A 24,570-nucleotide genomic window follows, 5' to 3' on the forward strand; every position below is an offset into this window, starting at 1 on the left:
GCACCGGCGTACGCGGGTGGTGAAGTGCCGGGCGTCCCGGATTTTTCGTCCGGCCTGTTGACGGAAATGAACCGCCCTTCACATGCTGTGCGATGCCGGCCCCGTGATCGCCGGCAGCTCCGACTCCGCCCGGCCCAGGCGCGGTCGTGCGGCAGCCGAGCCGAACACCTGCCTCGGGGCTGGGGCGGGCGATCGACCTCGCCCGCCGCTCCACCGCGCCGGCCGCGGCCCACGGTGGGGCGCGAAGTCGCCGACACGGCGTACGAGAAGCAGCGGGCACCGGCACCCCGGGCGGTCCTTCCGGGCAGGGCACCGGCATCCCCGACGACGACATCCCGGACGACGACATCCCGGACGACGAAGGAGAACGTGACTGATGACCAGCACCGAGAACGGGTTCCGCCGACGGGCGCTCTTGGCCGGTGTCGCCGGCCTCGGAACGGCGGCCGCGCTGCCCACCGCCACCGCGCAGGCGGCGTCCGGGCCGGCACAGGCGGCGTCCGGGCCGGCACAAGCGGCGTCCGAACCCGCACAGGCGGCGTCGAGGGGACGCCACCCGTCGAACTGGCCCGACCCCGAGCCCTACGGCCTCGCCGACGCCAGGCCCGACCTGTGGCCACGCGAGGACAACTCCTTCGTCCTCCCGCTCGAACTGCGCCCCCGGGACGAGGAACAGGGCCGGATCTGGATGCGGGACACCTACGTCAACTGCTTCGTCGTCGACGGCCGCCCGGTCTACGTCGCCACGGGCACCACGCGCGTTCCCGGACTGAGCGCGGCCGCCCCGTGGAACGACGGCATCTTCGTATGGGTGGCCCACTCCCTCGACGGGCCGTGGAAGCTGGCCGACACGACCGGCATCCGGCCCGGTGCCGAGCGGGGCAAGGTGTGGTCGCCCGAGTTCGCCGGTGAGAACCGGCCCGGACGCGTGGTCGTCGCCCCTTGGCAGGAGTACTGGCACGACGACCAGTTCGGCAAGCGAGGCGAGGTCTGGGCGCCGGAGCTCCACTACTTCCGCGGGACGTGGTACATAGTCGCCTGCATGGGCGACCACTCCCGCAAGGTCGGTTCCTTCCTGCTCATCAGCGAGGGCGGCGTCGAGGGACCGTACCGGCTCGCCGAGGGCAACCACGACAAGCCCTTCGGCGACCCGTTCATCGGAGGGCCGAAGTTCATCGAGCCCGGTGCCTACCACCACATCGACGGCAGCCTCTACTCCGAGGGCGACGACGCGTGGCTCGTGCTCCACAACGACCTGTACGCGAAGTTCCGCCACGACATGGAGGACATCGTCCCGACCACCGACCTCCCGAAGTTCCAGCAGGCGCCCTACTCCCCCGACCCGTACCGCGAAGGCGTGTACGTGTTCAAGTACGGGGGCAAGTACTACCTCGTCCAGACCGCGTGGGACTGGACGTCGATCAACCCCGACGGCAGTCCGCGGTACGCCTACGACACCGGCGGACCGGGCCGCACGCAGTACCAGTACGACGCGGTCGTCGCCGTCGCGGACGCGCTCGAGGGCCCCTACTCCGAGCGGTGGACCGCGGGTGTGGGCATCGGCCACAACAACTTCTTCGCGGACCACCACGGCGGCCTGTGGTCGACGTTCTTCCGCAACCCGAACTTCGGCTACTGGTCGAATCCGGCACGCGTCGACCAGGCCGCCGTGCCCGGTGTCGTACGGCTGGAATGGACCGGACCGGCGAACCACCGGCTGTACGTCGAGCGCCAGGGCCGCGGTCGCACGATCGACGGGTGACCACGCCCCCTGTCCCGGCCGCGTGTTGCTCGTGCGAACCGGATGGCGGTCGCCACCGGCCCGGCCGCCGTCTGGACGCGGGGCCGGCCCGGGCGGTGGTGACCGGGTCGGCCGGGGAGCCGGGCCGTCTTCGGTGAAAAGGCTGCGCCGTCTCGGCTGCGTGTCGCACTATGGCTGCGATCGGATGATCCGTTGTGTTCCACCGGGCGGCCCGGGCTCGGCCGGCGGTCCGTCGCCGACGATCCGGGGGTGTGATGGGACGGACGTGGGGCCGGCAGGACGTCGTCCTGCTGGCGCGGTGCGCGCTGGAGGCGGTGGCTCCCGAGGAGCTCTGGCTGCTGGAGCCGACGGCCGCGGCGTACTTTCGGCGGCCGCGGCGGGGCCGGCGGAACCGCAGGACCGACGACATGCTGGGCTTCGGCCTGGGCGAGTCGGTGTCGGCGCTGACCATGACCGCCCTGGGAACGACCCAGGCCGTCGTGACCTTCCTGGCCGCGCAGACGGTCCAGGCGGCCCGCGAGGAGTCGTCGGGAGTGCTGAGCGAGTGGGTGAAACGCGTGTTCGCGAGGCTGCGCCCCGCTCGGCGCGCCCAGGACGACGGGGCGGCGGGCGACGGGGCTGCCCGTACCGGGGCGGCGGGTGCCGGTGCGGCGGGTGGCGAAGCGGCCGGTGGTCTCCCTACCGACGAAGTGCCGCTGGGCCAGACGGTGTTGCGTGAGATCCACAGTGTCGCTTACCACGAGGCAAAGAGGCTGGGTGTCCGGCACAGTCAGGCGGAAGTGATGGCGGCGGCCATCGTGGGCCGGCTCGCGATGGGCGAACAGGTGCCGGAGTGAGGCGGCGGCCGGCCGCGGCCGCCGATCCGTTCGCGGTGCCCCCGGCGCTCTGGCCGCGCTTCCTGCTGATGGCCGTCTCCGTCGTGGCGGCCGCCGCCGACCTCGCCGCCCTGCTCGCCGAGACGGTGCCGCCGAGCCCGCTCATGACGTCGAGCCGCTGCACGGCGATGCTCCTCACCGCCGTACGGGGGCCGGAGGCGAACAGCAAACTGGCCGAACTCATGGCGTACCACGACGAGTGCTTCATACCGCCCAACCCGCTGCCGGTCCCGCCGGAGCTGGCCGTCCTCCTCGTGGTCGGGACCGGATGCCTGCTCGCGTACTGGCTCACGCCCTACGCGATCGTCCTGCGCCGCGGCCTCGTCCGGATCGACCGTATGCCGGAACTGGGCCCGGAACTCGCGGACCTGGCGCGGACCGCCGGCATCCGGGTGCGGTTTCTCGGCGACCCGCTCAACCCCGGGGTCGGCGGCCTCGCTTTCGGACACGTGGGCGGGCGCCGCGTCGTGCTCAACCGCGGACTGATGGCGCTCGCCCTGACCGACCGGCCCGCGTTCCGTGCCATCGTGCTCCACGAGCTCGCCCATGTCCGCGGCGGCGACCTCGACGTCAGCTACCTCACGGTGACCCTCTGGCGCGTGTTCGTGGGTGTGCTGCTGCTGCCCCTGCTGGTCCTGTTCCACCGTCAGATCGACGGCGTGGACCGGTCGCCGCTGGGCGGGGCCGGCTTCTGGGGGCAGCTGATCGCCCTCGCGGTCGTGGTCCTCCTCAACCACAACGCCGTCCTGCGCGAACGGGAGTTGTTCGCCGATGTCCGGGCGGCGCACTGGAACGGCGGCGGGAAGCCGCTGCGCGCGGTGCTCGTGGCCGCCGGGGCGGCGCGGGACCGTACCGGCCCCGGGACGCCCGCACGCCGGAGGCGGTGGTGGCGGCCGAGGGTGCGGGGTCTGTTCGCGTTCCATCCGCCGCCGGCCTCACGCCTGCGGGCGATCGCCGATCCCGCCGTGGCGCTCGCCCCCAGCGTGTGGCAGTGCTTCGCCGTCGGTCTCACCATCGGCCTCACCTGGGCCCCGGTGCTCAAGAAGGTCTCGCTGGGCCTGGCGCACCTCGGAGTGCCTCCCAGCATGCGGTCGTACCCCCTGGAGGCCATGACGTCCCTGCCCGTGACCGCCGTTCCCGCAGGTGCCGTGGTGGCGCTGGCCGTGTGGCGGACGCTCCTCGCGGGGTACGGCCCGCGACCGCTGGCCAGGTCCCAGCTGTTCGGTGTCGCCGCGGGCGCGGGCATGACGGCCGCGGGCCTCCTCACCGACCAGGACGCCTTCCTGGGGCCGGGCATCTTCGGCCTGGGTCTGCCGACGCGCGCCGTGTGGTGGGGCCTGTTGACCCTGCTGAGCTGGGCGTGCGTGCTCTGGATGTCGCTGGCCGCCCTGGCGTGGCGGTCCGTGCCGCGGGGCTCCCGCTCGACACGGACCGTGTCCCTGCTCGGCTCCTCGCTGGGCGCGACGGTGTTCGGGCTGGTGCTGTCCTGGGCGTTCAGCCTCCGGGTCGACGTGGAGACGCTGGGCCTGCCCCCGCGAGAGTTCCTGCGGCAGTCCTTCCACGGCGCCGCGCACCTGCTGTCCCTCTTCCCCGGCCGCCCCGTGACGGTCACGCTCCTCGCACTGCTGATCGCCTTTCCGCTCGCCGGTCTCGCCTCCACCGCGGTGGTCCGCGTTCGCGGCCGTGACGGGGTCGGCTGAGGGGCGCCGCTCCGCCGGGCTGCCCGGAAACCCGCGCCGGGTCCGCACCGGCCGATGCCCGCCGCCCTGCCCTAGGGGGGGCGGTGCGGCGGGGGCGGGGCCGGCGGAACCGACTTCACCCGGTGACCCGTCTTGGGCAGCAAGATCAAGCAGCGCGGGAGGCCATGGTGGAGGGAGAGGCAGCGAAGTCCCGGTGGGCGCCATGGCGGTACGGGCCGCGGGCAGCGGACGGTCGCACGCGGCGGGGCCCGTGGTGCCGGCCGGCCCGGCGACGGGGGCGGGTGCCCGCCGGGCTCGCGGTGCTGACGGCCGGACTCATGGCCTTCCATCGGGCCGTGCCCAACTCCGTGGGCCGTGCGGGCAGTGCGCTGGAAACCTTCCTCCCGTGGCTCGGCCTGGTGGTCGTGGTGCTGCTCGCCGTGGCGCTGCTGCGCCGTTCGGCGACAGCGCTGGTGGCGCTGCTGCTGCCGGTGGCGGCCTGGACCCACCTCTTCGGCGGGCTGCTCGGGGCGGACCAGGACCCGCCCGACCTGGTCGTGGTGCAGCACAACGTCAGCGACGAGAACACCGACCCGGCGGGCACGGCCCGCGCCCTGGCCGGCGCCGAGCCCGATCTCATCGCGCTGGAGGAGCTGGTGCCACCGGCGCTGGCGATGTACGCGCGGACCCTCGCCCCCCGCTACCCTTACCACGCCGTCCGAGGCACTGTCGGGCTCTGGTCGAAGCATCCGCTCACCGGTGCCCGGACGGTGGACATAAGACCTCGGCAGATCCAGGAGCCCTGGAGCCGTGGGCTGCGCACCGCGGTCCACACACCGCACGGCGATGTCGCGGTGTACGTCGCGCACCTGCCCTCGGTCCGCGTCCGGGCGAGCGGCCTCGCCTCCTCACGGCGCGACGAGAGTGCCGGCCTGCTGGGCAGGGCCATCGCCGCCGAGAAGCTCGAGACAGTCCTCCTGCTCGGCGATCTCAACGGCACCGTCGACGATCGTGGACTGGCCCCGCTGACCTCCCGATTGAACACAGCGGAGCGGGGTTTCGCCCTCAGCTTCCCCACCGCCCTTCCGCTGGCCCGGATCGACCAGGTCATGGCCCGCTCGGCGACCGTCGGCCACATCCGCGCCCTGGCACCCACCGGCAGCGACCACCTACCGGTGGCCGCTCGGATCACACTGGACCGAAGCAGTGCTCCCGAAGAACACCGCTGAGTACCGGTGAGCGCCTGAGTACCGAACTGAGGAGGGCCGCTCAGGCCGGCGTCCGGCCGCGCGCCAAAAGCCGGGGCCATGACGACACCGCCCTCCGCCGCCTGCCCGCGGCCCCCGGCGCCGACGCCTCCGCTCCCCTCCGGGCAGCGGCGCACCCGGCGCGCATGGATCAGCGGCGCCGTCGGCGCGCTGATTCTGGTGCTTCTGGCCGGGGCGACGGCGTGGTGGCTGACGCAGGACGACGACAGCTCCCCGCCGGCGGGACGACCGCGGGTGACGGACACGGACACCGTGGCCGGCCTTTCGTACGCCGTACCCGAGGGCTGGAAGCGCAACGACGGCAAGGACCTCATCCACGCCTTCACGTCCTCCATCACCACGGCGGGACCCGACGGCCACGGCGGAGCCGCCGTGCTCGCCGGGCGGGGCGGGCCCGTCGACGTGTCCGCGCTGCGGCAACGGACGGAGACGGCGGCGCGGTCCAACGCGGAGTTCTTCCACCCGGACGGCAAGTCGACCGTGGAGGAGTCCCGGGCTGCGTCGGTGAGCGGCCGTTTCGCGTACACGGTGGTGCTGAGCGTGCACGACGAAAGCGGGAAGGCGGCCCGGATGCGTCTCACCGTCGTCGCGCGGAGCAGTGACCGATCGGCCTTCCTCCTCGGCATCACCGCGTCGCCCGAACCGACCGCCGACCGCGAGGTCGACGCCGTCCTGGCCGGCGCCACGGCGCGGTAGCAGCCAGTGCGCCGCGCCGACGCCGCCTGCCGGGGTCTTCCCGCGGCCGCCGCGGGCGGTGGGGCGGCTCGTGCGGCAGGCCTCCCGGCGCAGTGCGAAGGACCTCTTCAAGGGCCTCTTCAAGGGCCTCTTCAAGGTCCCTTCGGGGACCTCTTCGAGGAGCGGCGGGGCCGCTTCCATGTGCGGGCGGAGGCAGCAGCCGACATGCTGGAGGCGGCGCGGTCCGCTTGTGTTCGGGAGGACATGATGATGACGGCCAAGCAAAGCTCCGCCGGGAAGAAGGACCCGGCCAAGGGTGACGAAGTCGCCTGGCGCAGCCACGGCAGCCAGACCACGGGGCGGGTGGAGAAGAAGATCACCGAACGGACCGAGGCCGCCGGCCGCACAGTGGACGCCTCCCCGGAGGGGCCCCGGTACGAAGTCCGCAGTGACAAGACCGGGCGGTCGGCCGTCCACAAGCCGTCGGCCCTGAAGAGGAAGAAGTAGCCGCGGTGCCGGTCGGAGACCGACGCGAGACGTGGGACGCGTTCCGGGAACTGGTCAACATGACACCATCCGCGCTGCAGGAGTGGCTGGCGACCGAGGAGTCCCGGGCGGCCGGTCAGCACACGGACGGTGGCGAGTCGACCGGCCACGCCTCAGGGCGCCGCATCGTGTCCATCCTGCGCAAGAAGAAGGGGGAGCTGTCGCAGACGGACTACGAGCACATGCGCAAGGTGGTCGGCTACATCCGACGTCACCTCGCGCAGCGTCCGTCCGGTGACGTGCGCGGATCACGCTGGCGGCACTCCCTGATGAACTGGGGCCATGACCCGCTGAAGTAGTCCGGTCCGCCTCCACGTGGCCAGGGCTCTGAGGAGCGCACTCCTCCCCCGGTCCGGCACGGTCCACAGCGTCTGCCCCCGCACTCCCCACTGTTCCAGCAGGGAGTTGGCCGCGAGGAAGCCGCTCGTCGCCGCCCGCTCCATGAGCGCCACCGGCAGGCCGGTACGGACCATGTCGCCGGCCACCGCCAGTCGGGGGTGGGGGGTACGGACAGGGGGGCGGTCGGCGTAGCCGCCCACCGGGAAGAGGGGGCAGTCCTCGTGCCACTCGTGGCGGGCGTCGAGGACCGTGGCCGGGCCGGTCTCCGGGTAGACGCGGTGCAGTTGGCCGAGGAGACGCTTCTGCTCGACGTCCCGGGCGGCTCCGGGGGGTACGGCGTAGGCGTGCAGTTCGACGACGGAGCCGCCGGTGCGCGCGCTCCACCGGGCCGCCTCGTCCTCGTAACGGTCCAGCACGCTGATGTTGTCCAGGGTGCCGAAGCCGCTGGTGCCGAGGAAGCCGGGCCGGTCGGCTGCGACGGGCCGGTCCAGCCACAGCCGGCTGACCAGGAAGGGCGGGGCGGTGCGCAGGCGTCCGATCCGCTCGCGCCAGGGCGCGTCGCCCAACCGCCCGCACCGTGCGACCAGCGAGCGCAGCCCCGCGCTGTCCAAGGCCAGGACGACCCCGTCGTAGCGGCTCTCGTCCCGGTCGGAGGCGACCACGAGATCGCCGCGCGGGGTGGGCTCGACGTGCTCGACGGCCGTGCCGGTACGCACCTCGGCGTGGTGCCGGTCCAGATAGCCGGCGAGCGGGTCCCACAGAGCGGTCGGGAAGGGGCCGACGGGCACGTCGAAGAGAAGTCCCTCGGCGGAGCCGAGGAAGTAGATGTGGAACATCAGCGCCATCTCGGCCGCCGACAGTTCCCGCGGGTCGGCGAAGAAGCTGCGGGAGAACACCTCGAAGGCGAGGTGACGGGCGTTCTCGGGGAAGCGTACGGCGTCGAGGAAGGCGTGGGCGCTGGTTGCGTCCAGACGGTCGTACACCTGCGGCACGCGCACGTCGAGCAGCGGAAGGGCCGCCACCGGGTTCAAGGCGCGCAGGTCCGTGAGCCGGAAGGAGGGGCTGAGCGCCACGAAGCCGAGCGCACTGAGCGGCGGGGTGCGTGGAAGGCGGCGGAAGCTGTCGTGCAGGCCGTCGGCGTTGAGCAGCGGGTAGTCCGGCAGGCCGGTGAGCCGCTCCAGGCCGGGGTCGGTCCGGCGCAGCAGTCCGCGCAGGTTGTAGTACTGGCGGAAGAACGCGTGGAAGCCACGGCTCATGGTCACCGTGGCGCCGTCGCGCAGTGCGGTCGGCCAGCCGCCGACCCGCCCGCCGAGATACGGCCGCTTCTCGTACAGGGTGACGGCCACTCCCCGCTCGGCCAGTGCGGTGGCGGCGGACAGGCCGGCGATGCCCGCGCCGACCACCGCCACCGACGGCGGGGTCCCCTCCACCCGGGCCGCGCCGGGCCGGGCGGGCAGGAGCCGGGCCTGCCGGTCACGCCCCCGGGGCGGGGTGCTCCGGGGCGGGGTGCTCCGGCGTGGGGTGTCCCGAGGTGGGGTGTCCCGAGGCGGGGTCCTCATGCGCCCTCCCGCCGGTCGTGCGCCCGGCAGGCGACGAAGGTGTGGGTGATGCCCGTCTGCCAGCCCGGCAGCGGCAGGACGCGGACCTGCTCGAAGACGGCCTCGCCCAGCCGCCGCGCGAAGCGCCCGGCGGTGTCGAACTCCAGGACGCTGCGCCACAGGTGCCGGTACAGCGGGCCGTCCCCCAGCAGGGTCGCGACGGGCTGTACGAGCCCCCGGCACACCAGCGTCCACACCGCACGGTCGGCGCGCCGCCCGCGGAGGGTGTACTCGTGCACGCCGAGCCGGCCGCCCGGCCGCAGCAGTTGGCGCACGGCGGTGAGGACGGCGTCGGGGTCGGTGACGTTGCGGAAGAGGTAGGCCGCGAACACCGCGTCGAAGGGGCCGTGCACCCCGGCCTCGGACAGCCGCTCGGCGGAGGCGTGCACGAAGGTCACCCGGTCCGCCCACGGCTTGGCCGCGGCCCGCCGAAGCATGCCGGCCGAGGCGTCCGCGGCCGTGATGTCGGCGGCGGGCAGAACGGACCGCAGCGCCGCGGTCGAGGCGCCGGTGCCGCAGCCGAGGTCGAGGAGGCGCAGTCCCCGCCCCCGTCCGGGCAGGCCGAGCCGGCGTACCGAGCGGCGCAGGTGGGCGTGGTATCCGGGGTTGGCGGCCACGAGGGTGTCGTAGCTGCGGGAGGCGTGGTCGAAGGCGGCGGCGAGGTGCTCGTCGCGCAGCAGTGTCATGCGGGCTCCGTCGGGGGCAGGGGTGGGGCGGACGAGCCCGGCGCGGGGGGCGAGGGGGTGGCGGCGCGGGACGGCGGACCGGACGGCGCGGGAGGCGACGGAGACGCGGCACGGGACGGCGGACCAGAGGGCTCGGGAGACGACGGAGACGCGGCACGGGACGGCAGACCAGAGGGCTCGGGAGACGACGGAGACACGGCGCAGGCCGGCAGACCAGGGGGCTCGGGCAGTTCGAAGGGACGGCGGGGCAGGCGGGGCAGCTCCAGGGCGGAGCGCAGCATCGGCCCGACGGGCATCCGCAGGCCGATGGACAGATCCTCGGACAGGCGGGTGTCTCCATCGAGGAAGCGCAGCAGCCGGGCCGTGGGCACCCGTGCGAACAGGCGGCTGAACAGTTTCGGGCCGTCGACCCGGCCGCTGTCCAGGGCGCGCAGCAGGACGGCGTCCATCGCCCGGGAGCGCGGCGAGTGGGCGGCGGGCGGCACCGGGCGGCGACCGCGGCGCAGGGCGTCGGCGACGGCCCGGGTCTGGCGCTGCAGTCCGGCGAAGGTGTAGCCGGTGGCGGGCCGGGTCGCTCCGCCGGCGGCGCCGATACGGAAGACCGAGGCGCCTGTCTGCCGGGGGATCGGCGCGTCGGTCATCGGGATGACGCCGGTCTCGGTGGCCAGGACCTGCCGTTCGCCGAGCCGCAGCACGTCGTCGGCGTAGTGCCGTACGGCGGCCTCGTAGTGGTCGGGCTTGAGGACACGCGGGGAGAACTCGGTGTACTCCACGAGCGCCTCGCACGGCCCGGTGGGCAGCAGATAGCCGAAGGACAGGCCGTGGGCGGGCTGCGGGGTACGGAAGTCCATCAGCTCCACGGTGTCCGGGTCGAAGGCCGGGCGGGCGGTCCGCACGAACCAGCCGTGGAAGTGCTGGAGCAGGGTGGTACGAGCGGCCGGCAGGCTGCCCGGCGGGCGGGAGTCGAGCACCCAGCGGGCACTGAGCACTCGTACCCGGCCGTCGGCGTCCTTCAGGTGGACGTGCGCGCCGCCGGGCACGTCCTCGACCGCTTCGACGGTCGCCTCCAGGCGCCGGACGTTGGGGCTGCGGGCCAGGTCCCGGGAGACCAGGCGCTCGAAGTCGGGCGAGCGGATCATGCGGTAGCGCAGCGGGGCGGTGTCCCCCTCGACCGGGGAGCCGGTGCGCGGGCGTACCCTCATGCGCCGCCACTCGGCCCGCACCGCCGCGTCGAACCGGCCGGGTCCCGCAGCCCAGTAGCACCAGGTCCGCGGTGGTGGCCGCAGCGGACCGGGCGGCGCGTCCACCAGCACCACGGACGGCGTCCGCAGGCCGCGGACGCGCCCGGCGAGCCGGTGGGCGAGCGACAGCCCGGCGGCACCCGCCCCCACCACCGCGACGTCCGTCTCCGGCACAGCGTCTCCCTTCCCCGGTCTGCTTCCGGCGTGCGGAAGCCCGGACGGTCCCACCCGGGGACGTCCCCGCCACGCCTCGGCGTTGCGGCATGCGGCACCCTCTCCCGGACTTCCCTGACCGCCTTTCCCTCATGTCCGACTTTCCGCAATGTGTACACCGGCGGGCGCAAAGCCTCCCTCGGCCGCAGGCGGCCGCGCGCCCGAGAGGGCACCGTGGAGGGTGCGGACTCCGGCGGTCGCCGCGATCGCGCGGGGCGTCCGCGCATCGGTCCGCGTCTCCCGCACCGGTGCGAACGGGTGACGGGAGGGCCGGACACGACGGAGGGAACCGGGATGCGTCCTAGCTGCCGCGTCGGCATGGCGTCCCAGCCGCACGACGACGAACACCGCCCCGGCACGGCGCCCCATCCCGACCACGGCGGTGACCACGGCGGTGACGGCGGGGGTGACGGGGGCGGTGACGGTGGCCTCCGGGAGGGCGAGCCGACCTGTCCGGTCGCTCTCGCCCGTGCGCGAGCCGGGGCCGCCCGAGGCGGCGCCGCGATCGCCGTGCTGGAGCGGTCGCTCGGTGACGCGGCGCGCGCCGAGCGCCGCCTGGAGGAGGTGCGGGACGTACTGATCGCGACAGGGGCGCGCGCCACCGCGGAGTACGGGAGCGACCGGCTCACCGCGCAGGTGCCGCAGTGCCTCGGCAACACCACCCCGCTCGGCTTCGAGGGCGCCGCGCCTCCGCGCGGTCCGCTGCTCGCGGCGGCCGGGGCGCCGCCGGACGGCGACGCCGCCGTACGCCCGCGGTCCGCCGCCGGTCCGTGGGCCGGTCCGTGCGCCGCCCGGGCCCTCCGCAGGGCGGGGGCCGGCCGGTGATCCGCGCCCTGCCCGGCCCCACCGACCACGTGGTGGTCGTCGGCGCCGGACTCGCCGGGCTTTCGGCGGCGCTGCACCTGCTGGGCGCCGGCCGTCGCGTCACCGTCGTCGAACGCGAGGACCGGCCCGGCGGCCGGGCCGGGCGCCTCGACCTGGCCGGCTACCGGATCGACACCGGGCCCACCGTGCTGACCATGCCGGAGCTGGCGGACGAGGCGTTCGCCGCCGTCGGCGACAGCCTGTACGAGCGGGTCGGCCTGATTCCCCTGCACCCGGCCTACCGCGCCTGCTTCGCGGACGGCAGCAGCCTCGACGTGCACACCGGCGCGGACGCCATGGCCGCGGAGGTCGAGCGGTTCGCGGGAGCGGCCGAGGCCGCGGGCTACCTGCGGCTGCGCGACTGGCTCCAGCGGCTGTACCGGGTTCAGCTGCGCCGGTTCATCGACGCCAACTTCGACTCGCCGCTCGGTCTGCTCAACGCCGACCTCGCCCGGCTGGCGGCCCTCGGCGGCTTCGGCCGCCTGGACGCCCGGATCGGCGGTTTCCTGGGCGACGAGCGGCTGCGCCGGGTGTTCTCCTTCCAGGCCCTGTACGCGGGTGTGCCCCCGGCGCGCGCACTGGCCGCCTACGCGGTCATCGCCTACATGGACACGGTCGCCGGTGTGTACTTCCCGCGGGGTGGCATGCACGCCCTGCCGCGGGCCATGGCGGGGGCAGCCGCCGATGCGGGCGCCGAGCTGCGGTTCGGGGAGCGGGTGACCCGCCTGGAGCGGTCGGGCGGGCGGATCACGGCCGTGGTCACCGGTACCGGCCGCATTCCGTGCGACGCGGTCGTCCTCACCCCGGACCTGCCCGTCGCCTACCGGCTGCTCGGCCGCCGGCCGCGCAGACCGCTCGGGCTGCGCCACTCCCCCTCCGCGGTCGTGCTGCACATCGGCACGGACCGTACCTGGTCCCGGCTCGCCCACCACACGCTGTCGTTCGGTGCGGCGTGGCGCACCACCTTCGACGAACTCACCCGTACCGGACGGCTGATGAGCGACCCGTCGCTGCTCGTCACCCGCCCCACCGCCACCGACCCCGGTCTGGCGCCGCCGGGCCGCCACCTGCACTACATCCTCGCCCCCTGCCCCAACACCGACATCGGCCCTGACGCGGTGGCCTGGTCCGGCCTCGGGCCGCGTTACCGGGACACGCTGCTGCGGGAGCTGGAGCGGCGCGGGCTGGACGGCGTCGAGGCCGCCATCGAGGAGGAGTGCCTGGTCACCCCGGCCCACTGGGGTGCGCAGGGGCATGCCGCGGGGACTCCCTTCTCGGCCGCCCACACCTTCGCGCAGACCGGCCCGTTCCGGCCGCGCAACCTGGTGCACGGCACGGAGAACGCGGTTCTGGCCGGCTGCGGCACCACGCCCGGTGTCGGCGTGCCGACGGTACTGCTGTCGGGGAAGCTGGCCGCGGCCCGCGTCACCGGCGTACCCGGGCGCAGGAGCACCCGTTCGCGCGCGCCGGCGACCACCGCCCGCCCGGCGCGGACCGACACCCCGGCCCCCACGGGCTTCCACGCCCCAGCCGCGTCCCGAACCGCCGGACCGTCCGTGTTCACCAACGCCGGGCCGTCCACGTCCAGGACCACCGGGCCGTCCACGTTCGGGACCCCGGGGCCGTCCACGTTCGGGACCCCCGGGCCGTCCACGTTCGGGACCCCCGGGCGGGCGGCGACGGCCCTCCCGCGCACGTACGAGGCACCTCGCCCCTGCCCCGCCGGCGAGCAGGAGCCGTCGGCCGCCTCCTCCCCGAACCCGCACCCCCCGGCCGCCGCACGCCGGTCTCCCCTGCCGGACGGCCTCCCGGAATGCCTGCCGGACGGCCCCCCGCACGGTCCGCCGGACGGTCCGCCGGACGGCGCCACCGCCCCCACGCCGCCGCGACGGAAGGCAGGACAGGATGACTGATCGAGAGCTGGGCGCGGCGGGGATCACCGATCCGGCGCTGTGCGCCGCCTACCGCCACTGCCGCGCCCTCAACGCCCGGCACGGCAGGACGTACTTCCTCGCCACCCGGCTGCTGCCCGTCGAGCACCGGCCCGCCGTGCACGCCCTGTACGGCTTCGCCCGCTGGGCCGACGACATCGTCGACCGCCTCGACGCCGGCGCCGGAGCGGACGTGCGGGTGCGGGCGCGGGCGCTGACCCGGCTCCAGGAGGAGCTGGAGGAAGGCCTGCGGCGGGACGGCAGCGGCGAGCCGGTGGTGCGCGCGCTCGCCGACACCGCGCGCCGCTACGGCATCGAGCACGCCCACTTCCGGGACTTCATGTGCGCGATGCGCTCCGACCTGGTCGTGACGTCCTACGCCACCTACGCGGACCTGCGCGTGTACATGCACGGCTCGGCCGCCGTGATCGGTTTGCAGATGCTGCCGGTGCTGGGCACGGTGGTGCCGCGGGAGGAGGCCGCACCGTACGCCGCGGCGCTCGGCGTCGCCTTCCAGATGAGCAACTTCCTGCGGGACGTCGGCGAGGACCTGGACCGCGGGCGGGTCTACCTGCCCGCCGACCTGCTCGCCGCTCACGGCGTGGACCGGGAGCTGCTGGTCCACAGCCGCGCGACGGGCCGGCCGGACCGCCGGATCACCGCCGCGCTCAGGGAGTTCGAGGCGCTGACCCGCGGCGTGTACGGGACGGCGGTGACCGGCATCGAACTGCTCGACCCGGTGGCGCGGCCCTGCATCCGCACCGCGGCCGTCCTGTACGGCGGCATCCTGGACGCCGTGGCCCGCGACGGCTACGCGGTGCTGCGCCGGCGGTCGGTGGTGCCGCGGCGGCGCAGGGCGGTGGTCGCCGCCGACGGGCTGGCCCGGGTGGCGGCGGCCCGGCTGCGCTCGCGGACCGGCCCCGGGCACCGGCCGCCCGTTCGCGCCCGCCCAGTGCCCGAGACCGCGCTCCCCTGGACGGCGGCGGCCGCGCGCCCTGTCGAGGAGGCCGCGCGCTCCGCCGAGGAGGCCGTGTGAACCGCCGACGCCCACCGCTGTCGCTGCGCCGCTCCGCCGTGTCCTGGGAGCGTCAGCGGCCCACCTGGCAAGAGGCGCGGCCCGCGGTCATCGCCCGCGCGCTGAAGCGGGCGCAGGCCCTCCCGTCGGGGAACTGGTACGTCGTCGGCGCCTCCCGCGCCGTGCGGGGGGACGGCAAGCTGGCGCGGACCGTGGCGGGGCGGGAGATCGTGGTCTGGCGCGGTCCCGGCGGGCGCCTCGTCGGCGGACCGGGCAGCTGCCCGCACCTGGGTGCGCCGCTGCGCGACAGCCCCGTGCGCTGCGGCACGCTGGTGTGCCACTGGCACGGACTGGCCCTGGACGGCAGCCCGTACGGGGGCTGGTCGCCACTGCCGGTCCACGACGACGGGGTACTGGTGTGGGCGCGCCTGGACGCGGTGGGCGGAGAGGAGCCGATGGACGAACCGGTCGTACCACGGCGGCCCGATCCCGCGCGCGCCCTGACGGCCGTCCATACGGCGGTGGGTGTCTGTGACCCCGAGGACGTCGTGGCCAACCGGCTCGACCCGTGGCACGGGGCGTGGCTCCACCCCTACTCGTTCGCCGACCTCACGGTGGTGGACGCGCCCGGCGCTCCGGACGGCGCGGTGGACGGCGCCGGTAACGAGCTGACCGTCGACGTGTCCTTCAAGGTGGCGGGCCGACTGGTCGTGCCGGTCCGCGCCGTCTTCACCGCGCCCGGACCCCGTACGGTCGTCATGCGCATCACCGAGGGCGAGGGCGCGGGTTCCGTCGTGGAGACCCATGCCACGCCGCTCGGCGCCGACGCGGCCGGCCGGCCGCGCACCGCCGTGGTCGAGGCAGTGGTCGCCGCCTCGGACCGCCCGGGTTTCGCCGCCGTGCGCCGGGCCGCGCCGCTGCTGCGTCCTCTGGTCCGTGCCGCGGCCGCAAGGCTGTGGCGGGACGACCTGTCCTACGCCGAGCGGCGCTGGCGGCTGCGTTCCACGGGCCGCTTCCCGGGCTGAGCGGCGCACGGGGCGGCCGCGGGCCGTTCCGGGCCCGGCGATCCGTTCGGCCCCGTCCGGCTGCCAGGTGGGCCGGCCGGCTGAACTTCGTGCGGGCCGGCGCGGCCCCCCTCGGGGTGTCCAGCCCGCCGGCCGGTCCCCGGGCCATAACGTGAGCGCATGGCTCAAGACGTATCGATCGTTCGGCCGGGCGAAGGCGAGGTCATCGAGCTGGGCCCGATCCGGATCCGCGTCCTGGAGGACGGCAGCAGGACCGGGCATCGGCTCGCCCTGTGCGAGGCGACCATCGCCCCCCGCAGCAGCGGCCCGCCGCTGCACCGTCACGCCGGGCACGACGAAGGTTTCTACGTCCTGTCCGGCACGGTGCGCTTCACCACCGGCGAGCGCACGTGGGACGCGCCGCCGGGGACCCTGGTCCTCGCACCCACCGAGGCGCCGCACACCTTCGCCAACCCCGCGGACGAACCGGCCACCTTCCTGGCCACCTTCAGCCCGGACATGTTCGTGCAGTACTTCCGCGACCTGCGCGACGCCCTCGCCGACGGGCAGGAACTCGACGAGCACCTCGACCGGCAGATCTCCAGCCGCTACGCCACCACCCCCGTCCACGACGCCGCCCCAGGGGACAGGTAGGCGCACTTCTTCCGCCGGCGCCCGGAGCGGGGAAAGGCGGTGGCGATCTCGGGACGGCCAGGCGCGGTTTCTGGACGGATATTTCGGAACAAGCCAATCTCAGTTCGGGGATGCACAGACGTTCGGGTGAGGCCATGGCCCCTGGTATGTTCCTGACGCACTGTCACTGACCATGACGGAGCACCGACAAGAGGGGACCTTCCTGTGAGTACGCTGACGCGCCGCCTGGCCTCCGGGGCCGCAATCCTTGCTCTGTCCGCCGCACTCGGAATGGCCACAGTCGGGCCCGCCGCGGCCGACACCAATCCCACACCGGGTCTGAGCAGCCAGGAGCAGCAACTCCTGAAATCGGACACGCCGAAGACGGTCGAGATCGACCCCGCGACCGGACAGATCCTCTCGGTCGAGAAGGGGAGCACCGTCCGGCCGGCGATCAGCAACCACAACATCTGCAACACCGGCGACGGCTGTTACTACAGCGGCCGGATCCCCTACGCGCACCAGGGCTTCTACGGCAGCGCGGGAACGTTCACCGGCAACTGGCCCTACCGCAGTGGCTGGTTCACCGGCAACTACACCGCCCGGGCGTGCTGGACGGCAGCCTGCAGCCAGGCGGCGCTGCCCCCCAACACCACGGCGACGTTCAGCGGTGCCCTCGTCACCGGGACGTCCTTCCGCATCTACTGATCAACCGCCGGGACCACCCGCGGGGCTGCGGTCCCAAGGGCCCGTCGCACCAGCGGCGGGCCCTTGGGCGTGTCAGCCTCCGCGGCACGGCGGAGGGCCGCCGCGGCCCGGGCGGGAGGCTGCCTTCAGGGCCGGGCGGCGGCCGGCCGGGGTGGGGGCAGGGGCGGGAGGGGTTTGTCGTAGAGCCAGGTGTGCAGGAGCGGCTCGGGGGTCTGGGGTGTGTACCGGGCGGCGTGGGCGAGGAAGGCGGGGGTGTCGGCGCTGCGGCCCCGGTGGGCGTGGTGCCAGGCGCGCAGCAGGGTGAAGAAGCGCTCGTCGCCCGTGGTCAGGCGCAGGGCGTGCAGGGCGCAGGCGCCGCGGGTGTAGACGCGGTCGTCGAAGATGCGGTCCTGGCCGGGGTCGCCGAGCCGGAGGTTCTGCGGGCCGCGGTGCAGCCTGGCCCATTCCCGCCGGGCGATCGCGTCGGCCGGGTCCTCGCCTGTGTGCTCGGACCACAGCCACTCGCCGTAGGTGGCGAAGCCCTCGTTGAGCCAGATGTCGCGCCAGTCGCGCAGGCTCACGCTGTTGCCGTACCACTGGTGCGCGAGTTCGTGCGCGACGAGGGTCTCCCAGGTCCGTTCGCCGTCGATGTGGTTGCGTCCGAAGACCGGGAGGGTCTGGTTCTCCACGGGCTCGTCCAGGTCGGCGTCGACGACGACGGCGCCGTACGTCTCGAAGGGGTACGGGCCGAACCAGCCGGTGAACGCCTCGATCATGGCCGGCTGGCGGCCGAGGTCGTGGCGGGCGCGGTGGGACAGGCGGACGGGGTAGGCGTTGCGTCCGGTGATGGACCGGCCGGTCGCGGTGTCGCGGGCCTGCCAGGTGTCGTTGCCGAAGCGGCCGGTGTAGAGGGCGGCGAGGTAGGGGGCCATGGGGCCGCTGTGGTGGTACGTCCAGGACTCGGTGGCGCCGTCGTCGCTGTGTTCCGTCAGCGTCCCGTTGGCGAGCACGTGGTGCCCGTGGGGCACGGTGACGCGGAAGACGAACTCGGCCTTGTCGTCCGGGCGGTCGTTGCAGGGGAACCAGGAGGGGGCGCCGAGCGGCTGGGCGGCGACGAGGGTTCCGCCGTGCGCGTCGCCGGTGCGGTCCCAGCCGATCGCCCCGAACGGCGTGCGTACGGGGCCCGGCCGGCCACCGTAGGAGATGTCCAGGGTGAAGGGGGCTCCCTCGGCGAGCGGGCGGGCAGTGGTCAGGAGCAGCTTGTGGCGCTTGGTCCTGGTGCGGACCTCGATGTCGTCGACGCGGGCGCTGCGCACCGCGAGCCGGGCGAGGTCGAGTTCCACCTCGCGCAGGGGCCGGGCGGCCACGGCTCGGATGCGGGCCCGGCCCCGGAGGGTGCCGGCGGCCGGGTCGTAGGCGAGGCGCAGGTCGTAGGAGGTGGTGTGGTGGCCGTACGATCCGTGGCCCGGGAAGTAGCGCTCGGCGGCGGGCCCCGTGAGGCGGTCCGCGGCGGTCGCGGCGAGCGGGGCGAGGGCGGCGCCGCGGATCAGGGCGCGCCGGGTGCACCGGGTCATGCCGCCTCCCCTCCGGTGAGCGCCGCGCCGGCGTCGGGTGCGCGGACGCCCGCGATGGGGTTGCCGGCCCAGCGGGTGCCGTCGGGCACGGTTTCGCCGCGCATCACGAGCGAGGACGCGGCGATCGAGGCCCCGGCGCCGATCGTGGTGCCGGGCAGGGCGATGCTGTGCGGGCCCAGGGACGCTCCGGCGGCCACGTGCACGGTGTCCATCCGCATGATCCGATCGTGGAAGAGGTGGGTCTGCAGCACGCATCCGCGGTTGACGCTGACCCCGTCGCCGAGGCTGATCAGATCGGTCTCGGGCAGCCAGTACGTCTCGCACCACACCCCGCGTCCGATGCGTGCGCCGAGGCTGCGCAGCCACCAGTTGAGCACGGGGGTGCCGAGGTGGGCGCCGGCACCCCAGGGCACGGCCAGCACCTCCACGAAGGTGTCGAACAGCTCATTGCGCCACACGAACGACGACCACAGGGGGCGTTCACCTGGCTGGAACCGGCCCACGAGCAGCCACTTGGCGCCGGTGGTCAGCAGGCAGGCCGTCAGGCCCGCGGCCAGCAGGAGCGGGGCGCCGACGAGCGCCGCCGCCGGCAGTCCGCCCGCGACCAGCGCGTCCTGCTCGCCCAGCAGCACGCACTCGGCCAGCAGCGTGCCCAGGACGACGGGCACCAGGCGGCAGGCCTCCACGGCCGCGCGGGCGGCCACCAGCCGCCGGAGCGGGGCGAACGTGCGGGCCGGGTCGGTGTTGTCGGGGACGCGGGGCAGCGGCATCGCCGGCCGGCCGATCCAGGACGTGCCCGGCCTGCCGTCGGCCGGTGCGTCGGACAGCACGCCGACCAGCGCGCGGTCGGGGACGTCACGGCCGGGCCCGACGATGCCGGAGTTGCCGACGAACGCGCGCGTCCCGATGCGCACGGGCCCCAACCGCATCCATCCGCCGCGCAGTTCGTACGGTGCGACGAGCGTGTCGTCGGCGAGGAACGCCCCGTCCGCCACGTCCAGCAGGGACGGCAGCGGCAGTACGGTCGAGATCTCGGCGTTCCGGCCGACGCGGGCGCCGAGCAGGCGCAGCCAGTACGGGGTGGCGAGGCTCGCGTAGAGGGGGAACAGGCCGGCGCGGGCGCCGTCCAGGAGCCGGGTGACCAGCCAGGCCCGCCAGGCCACGGCTCCGTCCGCGCGGTGCAGACCGGGTGTGAGGGTGCGGCTGAGCAGGCGTACGGCGAGGGCGGTGATCAGCATGCCGCACACCGTCGTCGTGACCGCGAACAGGGGGGCTGCGGCGAGCAGGCGCAGTGCCGCCTGCGACAGGGCGGGTGTGTGGCGCACCAGCAGCCAGGTCGCGAACAGGGCGGGTGCGAAGGCCAGCAGTGACAGCAGGGGCAGGGCGGCGAGGGACAGCGCGTAGGCCAGGTGGCGGCGGCCGCGCCGTCCGGTGGGCGGTGCGGGCCATCCGGTGCCCGCCACGCGTTCGGCCCCCTCGGCGGGCCGGGCGGGGGAACCGGTCCACACCTGCCCGTCGGGGACACGGGCGTCCAGGCAGCTTCCGGCGGTGAGTTCCGCGCCGCGTCCCACGGCGGCGCCCGGCAGCAGCATGCTGCGGTGTCCCACCCGTGCGCCGGCGCCCACGGTGACCCGTCCGATGTGCAGGGTGTCGCCGTCGAGCCACCAGCCCGAGATGTCCGCCTCGGGCTCGACGCTGCATCCGTCGCCCAGGTCGGCCAGGCCCGTCACCGGGGGCATGGTGTGCAACCGGACGTCCCGGCCCGTCGTGCAGCCCAGGACCCGGGCGTACAGGGCGGCCCACGGGGTGCCGAGCAGGGACGGCACGCCGAAGGCCGCCACCGCCCGCTCGGCGCTCCACAGCCGCAGGTGGACGCTTCCGCCCCGCGGATGGGCGCCGCTGGTGATCGAGCCGGTCAGTGTGCGGGCGAGGGCCGCTCCGATCAGGCACCGCGCCGGTGCGCTGAACAGCACCAGCCAGCCCAGGAGGACCAGCCACCACGACGTGTGCGGTGTCCAGTCGTGCGGGGCGACCCGGCCGAGCACGTCGTCGGCCGCCGCCAGGCCGACCAGCCCGCGCAGTCCGGCGATGCCGTAGCCGGCCGTCTGGACGCAGAACTGGATCACCGAGGTACGCCTCGGGACCGGCCGGGCGGGCCGTACGGCGGCCGTGGTGCCGGCCAGGGAGTCGAGGTGGTCCGCCATGTGCCGCAGCACGGAGTGCCGGTAGACGTCGGCGACCGAGAGGCCCGGGTACTGCTCCCTGAGCATCGACGCCATCCGGGCCGCCGTCAGGCTGGTGCCGCCCAGGGCCGTGAAGTCGCTGTCCGGGCCGGGCCGCAGGCCGAGCAGCCGCTCCCAGAGGTCGGCCAGCCGCGCGGCCGTCCCGTGCAGCGCGTGCTCCGGGCCGTCGGTGCCGCCCGCGTCGCCGGCGAGGGGCACGGGCCACGGCAGGGCCTTGCGGTCGGCCTTTCCGGAGGCGCGTACGGGCAGGTCGGCCACCTCGGCCAGGACCGGTACGAGCGCTGCGGGCAGCCGCTCCCCCAGCAGCGCCCTGGCCCCGGCCGCGTCGAAGTCCGGCGCGCCCCCGGCGGACGGTGCGGGAACGACGTAGCCGACGAGCAGGTCCGTGCCGGCCGCCGTCGTCCGTACGGCCGCGGCCGCCGCCCGTACGCCGGGCAGGGCGAGGAGCGCCGCGTCGATCTCCCCGAGTTCGACGCGTCGGCCACCGAGTTTGACCTGGTCGTCGGCGCGTCCCACGAACACGAGACCTTCGGGGTCGGCGCGCACCAGGTCGCCCGAGCGGTAGGCGCGCGGCGTGTCGAGGGCGGGGCAGGGCCAAAACCGTTCGGCGTCCTTGACCGGGTCGAGGTAACGCCCGGTGCCCGCGCCGGCGATGACCAGCTCGCCCTCCTCCCCGTACGCCACCGGCTCCCCGCTCTCGTCGACGACGGCCAGCTGCCATCCTTGGAGCGGCAGTCCGATCCGTACGGTGCGGCCGGGCCCGAGGAGTGCGGCGCAGGCCACGACGGTGGTCTCGGTGGGGCCGTAGGTGTTCCACATCTGGCGCCCCGGCGCGGCGAACCGGTCGACGAGGCCGGGCGGGCAGGCCTCACCGCCCAGGATCAGCAACCGCACGCGCCGCAGCGCCTGTTCGGGCCACATCGCCAGCAGCGTCGGCACGGTGGAGACGACGGTGATGCCCCGCTCGTCGAGCCAGGGGCCCAGCTCGTGGCCTGCGCGGACCAGGGCGCGTCCGGCGGGGACGAGGCAGGCGCCGGACCGCCATGCCAGCCACATCTCCTCGCAGGAGGCGTCGAAGGCTACGGAGAGTCCCGCCAGGACCCGGTCTCCCGGTCCCGGCGGACGCTCCTGGAGGAAGAGGCGTGCCTCGGCGTCGACGAAGGCCGCGGCGGACCGGTGGGTGACGGCGACGCCTTTGGGTGCGCCGGTCGAACCGGACGTGAAGATGATCCACGCGTCGTCCTCGGGCGCGGGCGCGAACGGTTCGCCCGCCGTCGCGCCGGTGGGCCGCGCCAGGTCCGCCGGTTGCGGGCCGGGGCCCAGGACGGCGCACACCCCGGCCTCGCGGAAGACGGTGGCGGCCCGTTCGTCGGGGTCGTCGGCGTCGACCGGTACGTAGGCCGCCCCGCAGCTGAGCACCGCGAGGATCGAGAGGTACAGCTCCGCGGTGCCGGACGGCACCCGCACGCCCACCCTGTCGCCGGGGCCGATGCCCTGGCCGGCGAGGCGCCGGGCGCGGTCGAGGACCTCGGCGCACAGGTCGCCGTAGGAGAGCACGTCGCCGCCCGTGTCCAGGGCGGGCGCCTGCGGATGCGCCGCGGCGGTGGCGCGCAGGACGTCGATCAGGGTACGCGGGGGTGGCGCGTCCCCGCTGCGGAAGAGAGCCCGGTCGCCGGGCGGCATGTGCGGTCGGCCGAGCGGCTCGAGTACGGGCGAAGACATCGTGGTGCCTCTGTCTGTGGTGCCAGGTGGGCGTGATGGCCCTTGTCGGTCGGTCAGACGCCGGGGTGCGCGGGGTGGTGCACCAAATCACGGCAAGTGATTCCGGACCGGTTCATGGGGAGGAATTGAGGAACCACAGGGGCTGTTTTCACCCGCGTTCGAATACACGTGACCTCGTGAACGCGGTTTCGGGAACCCGGAAAGAAAGCGGCGAGAAAAAGGCCGGTACTTCTTTCCGGGTAAGAAATGCTGCGGATCACTGTGTGCGGCGCTTGCCTGTCAGGAGCTGCGCGCCGAGCGGGAGAACCGTGCGAGAGGGGACCGGCGGTACGCCTACGCCGCCGGCCGCCGATGCGCTCTCTCAGGAACCTGACAGGCGAACCTGACAAGCGCATCCGACAAGCGAATCCGACAAGTCAATATGATAGTCGGTCAGAGTCGCTCGATTATGGTGACGTTGGCCTGGCCGCCGCCCTCGCACATCGTCTGCAGGCCGAACCGGCCGCCGGTGCGCTCCAGTTCGTGCAGCAGCGTGGTCGTCAGCTTGGTGCCGGTGGCGCCCAGCGGATGCCCCAGCGCGATGGCGCCGCCGTTGACGTTGACCTTCTCCGGGTCGGCGCCGGTCTCCTTCAGCCAGGCCAGGACGACCGGGGCGAACGCCTCGTTGATCTCGACCAGGTCGATGTCGTCGATGGCCATGCCGGCCTTCTTCAGCGCGTACGCCGTGGCCGGGATCGGCGCCGACAGCATCCGGATCGGGTCCTCACCGCGCACCGAGAGGTGGTGCACCCGGGCGCGCGGGGTGAGCCCGTGTTCGCGTACCGCCCGCTCGGAGGCGAGGAGGATCGCGGAGGCGCCGTCGGAGACCTGCGAGGAGACCGCCGCCGTGAGCCGGCCGCCCTCGACGAGCGGGGTGAGCGCGGCCATCTTCTCCAGACTGGTGTCCCGGCGCGGCCCCTCGTCGGCGCTCACGTCCCCGAAGGCGACGATCTCGCGGTCGAAGCGGCCCTCGTCGGCCGCGCGGACGGCCCGCCGGTGCGAACGCAGTGCGAACTCCTCCATCTCGCGCCGGGTGATGCCCCACTTCCCGGCGATCAGCTCCGCGCCGTGGAACTGGTTGACCGGCTGGTCGCCGTAGCGGGCGCGCCAGCCCGCGGAGCCGGCGTAGGGGCCCTGGGTGAGTCCGAGCGGTTCGGCGGCCTGCCGGCCGGCGAAGGCGATGGGGACCTGCGACATGTTCTGCACGCCACCCGCGACCACCAGGTCCTGGGTACCGGACAGCACGCCCTGGGCGGCGAAGTGCAGCGCCTGCTGGGACGATCCGCACTGCCGGTCCACGGTCACACCGGGCACCTCCTGCGGCAGCCCGGCCGCCAGCCAGCAGGTGCGGGCGATGTCGCCGGCCTGCGGCCCCACCGTGTCCAGACAGCCGAAGACCACGTCCTCCACCGCGGCCGGGTCCACCCCGGAGCGCGCCACCAGCGCCTTCAGCACATGGGCGCCCAGGTCGGCCGGGTGCACTGCGGACAGCCCGCCGCCCCGGCGGCCGACGGGGGTGCGGACCGCTTCGACGATGTATGCCTCGGCCATACCTGTGCTCCTTCAGAGACTGTGACGTGTCGTGTCGTGCGTGGTGTCAGTCGCGGGCGGCGATGCCCTCCAGCACCATCGACAGGTACTGGCGGGCGATCTCCTCCGCGCTGTGCTGTCCGCCCGGCCGGTACCACGACGCGGCGACCCACACGGTGTCGCGCACGAAGCGGTAGGTCAGCCGGACGTCCAGGTCCGCGCGGAAGGCCCCGGTGGCCACACCGCGCTCCAACGTCCCCAGCCACGCCTTCTCGAACCGCTGCTGGGAGCCGGCGAGATACCCGAAACGCGGCAGGGACCGCAGGTGCTTGGACTCCTTCTGGTAGATGGCGACGGCGGCACGGTGCCGGTCGATCTCCCGGAAGGACTCGGTGACGAGAGCCTCGATGGTCTCCCGCGGCCCCAGACCGGAGGCCAGGACGGCG

The 24,570-nt window shown here is 74.4% G+C and carries 18 protein-coding genes and 3 pseudogenes; 14 read left to right on the top strand and 7 right to left on the bottom strand.

Going from position 1 to position 24,570, the window contains the following annotated elements; translation table 11 throughout:
• Positions 1-146: 146 nt before the first annotated feature.
• The 8 genes from AB0G56_RS32690 to AB0G56_RS32725 all read left to right on the top strand — a co-directional run bounded on the left by AB0G56_RS32690 (position 147) and on the right by AB0G56_RS32725 (position 7,104).
• Complete coding sequence (locus tag AB0G56_RS32690; RefSeq protein ID WP_360976664.1) at positions 147-377, top strand: hypothetical protein; 231 nt, start codon at positions 147-149, stop codon at positions 375-377.
• On the top strand, positions 377-1,762 hold the full coding sequence (locus AB0G56_RS32695; RefSeq protein WP_360976667.1) for a family 43 glycosylhydrolase: 1,386 nt from the start codon (positions 377-379) through the stop codon (positions 1,760-1,762). Before AB0G56_RS32690 ends, AB0G56_RS32695 begins: the two co-directional genes overlap by 1 nt.
• Before the next feature lie 254 nt (positions 1,763-2,016).
• Entirely contained in the window at positions 2,017-2,598 is a 582-nt protein-coding gene (locus AB0G56_RS32700; RefSeq protein ID WP_360976670.1) for a hypothetical protein, read from the top strand.
• A complete protein-coding gene (locus AB0G56_RS32705) occupies positions 2,595-4,337 on the top strand; it encodes a M48 family metalloprotease (protein ID WP_360976673.1) in 1,743 nt (580 codons plus the stop codon). The genes AB0G56_RS32700 and AB0G56_RS32705 overlap by 4 nt, the downstream gene beginning before the upstream one ends.
• 281 nt (positions 4,338-4,618) lie before the next feature.
• The gene (locus AB0G56_RS32710) at positions 4,619-5,545 is read left to right on the top strand and encodes an endonuclease/exonuclease/phosphatase family protein (protein ID WP_360976676.1); all 927 of its coding nucleotides are present in this window, start codon (positions 4,619-4,621) and stop codon (positions 5,543-5,545) included.
• 78 nt (positions 5,546-5,623) lie between these two features.
• Positions 5,624-6,280 (top strand): hypothetical protein, encoded by a 657-nt coding sequence (locus AB0G56_RS32715; protein WP_360976679.1) that lies wholly within the window; start codon positions 5,624-5,626, stop codon positions 6,278-6,280.
• 246 nt (positions 6,281-6,526) lie between these two features.
• A complete protein-coding gene (locus AB0G56_RS32720) occupies positions 6,527-6,766 on the top strand; it encodes a DUF2945 domain-containing protein (protein ID WP_360976721.1) in 240 nt (79 codons plus the stop codon).
• Positions 6,767-6,771: 5 nt separating this feature from the next.
• On the top strand, positions 6,772-7,104 hold the full coding sequence (locus tag AB0G56_RS32725) for a DUF3140 domain-containing protein (RefSeq protein WP_360976682.1): 333 nt from the start codon (positions 6,772-6,774) through the stop codon (positions 7,102-7,104).
• On the opposite strand, the gene AB0G56_RS32730 is transcribed toward AB0G56_RS32725, so the two are convergent.
• From AB0G56_RS32730 to AB0G56_RS32740, 3 genes and pseudogenes are all read right to left on the bottom strand, one after another.
• Positions 7,054-8,703: an FAD-dependent oxidoreductase gene (locus tag AB0G56_RS32730; RefSeq protein WP_360976685.1), complete on the bottom strand. Its 1,650-nt coding sequence runs from the start codon at positions 8,701-8,703 to the stop codon at positions 7,054-7,056. The genes AB0G56_RS32725 and AB0G56_RS32730 overlap by 51 nt on opposite strands.
• Positions 8,700-9,428 (bottom strand): methyltransferase domain-containing protein, encoded by a 729-nt coding sequence (locus AB0G56_RS32735; protein ID WP_360976688.1) that lies wholly within the window; start codon positions 9,426-9,428, stop codon positions 8,700-8,702. Before AB0G56_RS32735 ends, AB0G56_RS32730 begins: the two co-directional genes overlap by 4 nt.
• A 224-nt stretch (positions 9,429-9,652) precedes the next feature.
• Positions 9,653-10,843, bottom strand: a pseudogene (locus AB0G56_RS32740) (lycopene cyclase family protein); the annotation flags it as partial.
• Between the two features lie 333 nt (positions 10,844-11,176).
• On the opposite strand from AB0G56_RS32740, the gene AB0G56_RS32745 reads away from it, so the two are divergent.
• The 6 genes and pseudogenes from AB0G56_RS32745 to AB0G56_RS32770 all read left to right on the top strand — a co-directional run bounded on the left by AB0G56_RS32745 (position 11,177) and on the right by AB0G56_RS32770 (position 17,037).
• Positions 11,177-11,707 (top strand): hypothetical protein, encoded by a 531-nt coding sequence (locus AB0G56_RS32745; RefSeq protein ID WP_360976691.1) that lies wholly within the window; start codon positions 11,177-11,179, stop codon positions 11,705-11,707.
• Positions 11,704-13,179 (top strand): annotated as a pseudogene (gene crtI / locus AB0G56_RS32750) (phytoene desaturase family protein); the annotation flags it as partial. The gene AB0G56_RS32745 and the pseudogene crtI, both read left to right, overlap by 4 nt.
• A 472-nt stretch (positions 13,180-13,651) precedes the next feature.
• On the top strand, positions 13,652-14,713 hold the full coding sequence (locus AB0G56_RS32755; protein WP_360976694.1) for a phytoene/squalene synthase family protein: 1,062 nt from the start codon (positions 13,652-13,654) through the stop codon (positions 14,711-14,713).
• Positions 14,710-15,717 (top strand): DUF5914 domain-containing protein, encoded by a 1,008-nt coding sequence (locus tag AB0G56_RS32760; RefSeq protein WP_360976697.1) that lies wholly within the window; start codon positions 14,710-14,712, stop codon positions 15,715-15,717. The genes AB0G56_RS32755 and AB0G56_RS32760 overlap by 4 nt, the downstream gene beginning before the upstream one ends.
• 159 nt (positions 15,718-15,876) lie before the next feature.
• On the top strand, positions 15,877-16,350 hold the full coding sequence (locus AB0G56_RS32765) for a cupin domain-containing protein (protein WP_360976700.1): 474 nt from the start codon (positions 15,877-15,879) through the stop codon (positions 16,348-16,350).
• Between the two features lie 204 nt (positions 16,351-16,554).
• The gene (locus AB0G56_RS32770; RefSeq protein WP_360976703.1) at positions 16,555-17,037 is read left to right on the top strand and encodes a hypothetical protein; all 483 of its coding nucleotides are present in this window, start codon (positions 16,555-16,557) and stop codon (positions 17,035-17,037) included.
• 125 nt (positions 17,038-17,162) lie between these two features.
• Here the strand turns inward: AB0G56_RS32770 and AB0G56_RS32775 are convergent, their stop codons facing one another.
• From AB0G56_RS32775 to AB0G56_RS32790, 4 genes and pseudogenes are all read right to left on the bottom strand, one after another.
• Positions 17,163-18,590 (bottom strand): M1 family metallopeptidase, encoded by a 1,428-nt coding sequence (locus AB0G56_RS32775; protein WP_360976706.1) that lies wholly within the window; start codon positions 18,588-18,590, stop codon positions 17,163-17,165.
• Positions 18,587-22,555, bottom strand: coding sequence for a Pls/PosA family non-ribosomal peptide synthetase (locus AB0G56_RS32780; RefSeq protein WP_360976709.1), 3,969 nt, complete (start codon positions 22,553-22,555; stop codon positions 18,587-18,589). Before AB0G56_RS32780 ends, AB0G56_RS32775 begins: the two co-directional genes overlap by 4 nt.
• A 432-nt stretch (positions 22,556-22,987) precedes the next feature.
• The gene (locus AB0G56_RS32785; protein WP_360976712.1) at positions 22,988-24,145 is read right to left on the bottom strand and encodes an acetyl-CoA C-acetyltransferase; all 1,158 of its coding nucleotides are present in this window, start codon (positions 24,143-24,145) and stop codon (positions 22,988-22,990) included.
• Between the two features lie 46 nt (positions 24,146-24,191).
• Positions 24,192-24,570, bottom strand: a pseudogene (locus AB0G56_RS32790) (TetR family transcriptional regulator); the annotation flags it as partial.

This window comes from Streptomyces sp. NPDC021356 (assembly GCF_040641015.1).
Lineage (GTDB): Bacteria > Actinomycetota > Actinomycetes > Streptomycetales > Streptomycetaceae > Streptomyces.

Bases quoted from the DNA above. Each gene is read 5' to 3' on its own strand.
- AB0G56_RS32695 (WP_360976667.1), top strand. From the start codon at position 377: ATGACCAGCACCGAGAACGGGTTCCGCCGACGGGCGCTCTTGGCCGGT.
- AB0G56_RS32700 (WP_360976670.1), top strand. From the start codon at position 2,017: ATGGGACGGACGTGGGGCCGGCAGGACGTCGTCCTGCTGGCGCGGTGC.
- AB0G56_RS32715 (WP_360976679.1), top strand. From the start codon at position 5,624: ATGACGACACCGCCCTCCGCCGCCTGCCCGCGGCCCCCGGCGCCGACG.
- AB0G56_RS32720 (WP_360976721.1), top strand. From the start codon at position 6,527: ATGATGACGGCCAAGCAAAGCTCCGCCGGGAAGAAGGACCCGGCCAAG.
- AB0G56_RS32730 (WP_360976685.1), bottom strand. From the start codon at position 8,703: ATGAGGACCCCGCCTCGGGACACCCCACCTCGGGACACCCCACGCCGG.
- AB0G56_RS32735 (WP_360976688.1), bottom strand. From the start codon at position 9,428: ATGACACTGCTGCGCGACGAGCACCTCGCCGCCGCCTTCGACCACGCC.
- AB0G56_RS32745 (WP_360976691.1), top strand. From the start codon at position 11,177: ATGCGTCCTAGCTGCCGCGTCGGCATGGCGTCCCAGCCGCACGACGAC.
- AB0G56_RS32755 (WP_360976694.1), top strand. From the start codon at position 13,652: ATGACTGATCGAGAGCTGGGCGCGGCGGGGATCACCGATCCGGCGCTG.
- AB0G56_RS32765 (WP_360976700.1), top strand. From the start codon at position 15,877: ATGGCTCAAGACGTATCGATCGTTCGGCCGGGCGAAGGCGAGGTCATC.
- AB0G56_RS32775 (WP_360976706.1), bottom strand. From the start codon at position 18,590: ATGACCCGGTGCACCCGGCGCGCCCTGATCCGCGGCGCCGCCCTCGCC.
- AB0G56_RS32780 (WP_360976709.1), bottom strand. From the start codon at position 22,555: ATGTCTTCGCCCGTACTCGAGCCGCTCGGCCGACCGCACATGCCGCCC.
- AB0G56_RS32785 (WP_360976712.1), bottom strand. From the start codon at position 24,145: ATGGCCGAGGCATACATCGTCGAAGCGGTCCGCACCCCCGTCGGCCGC.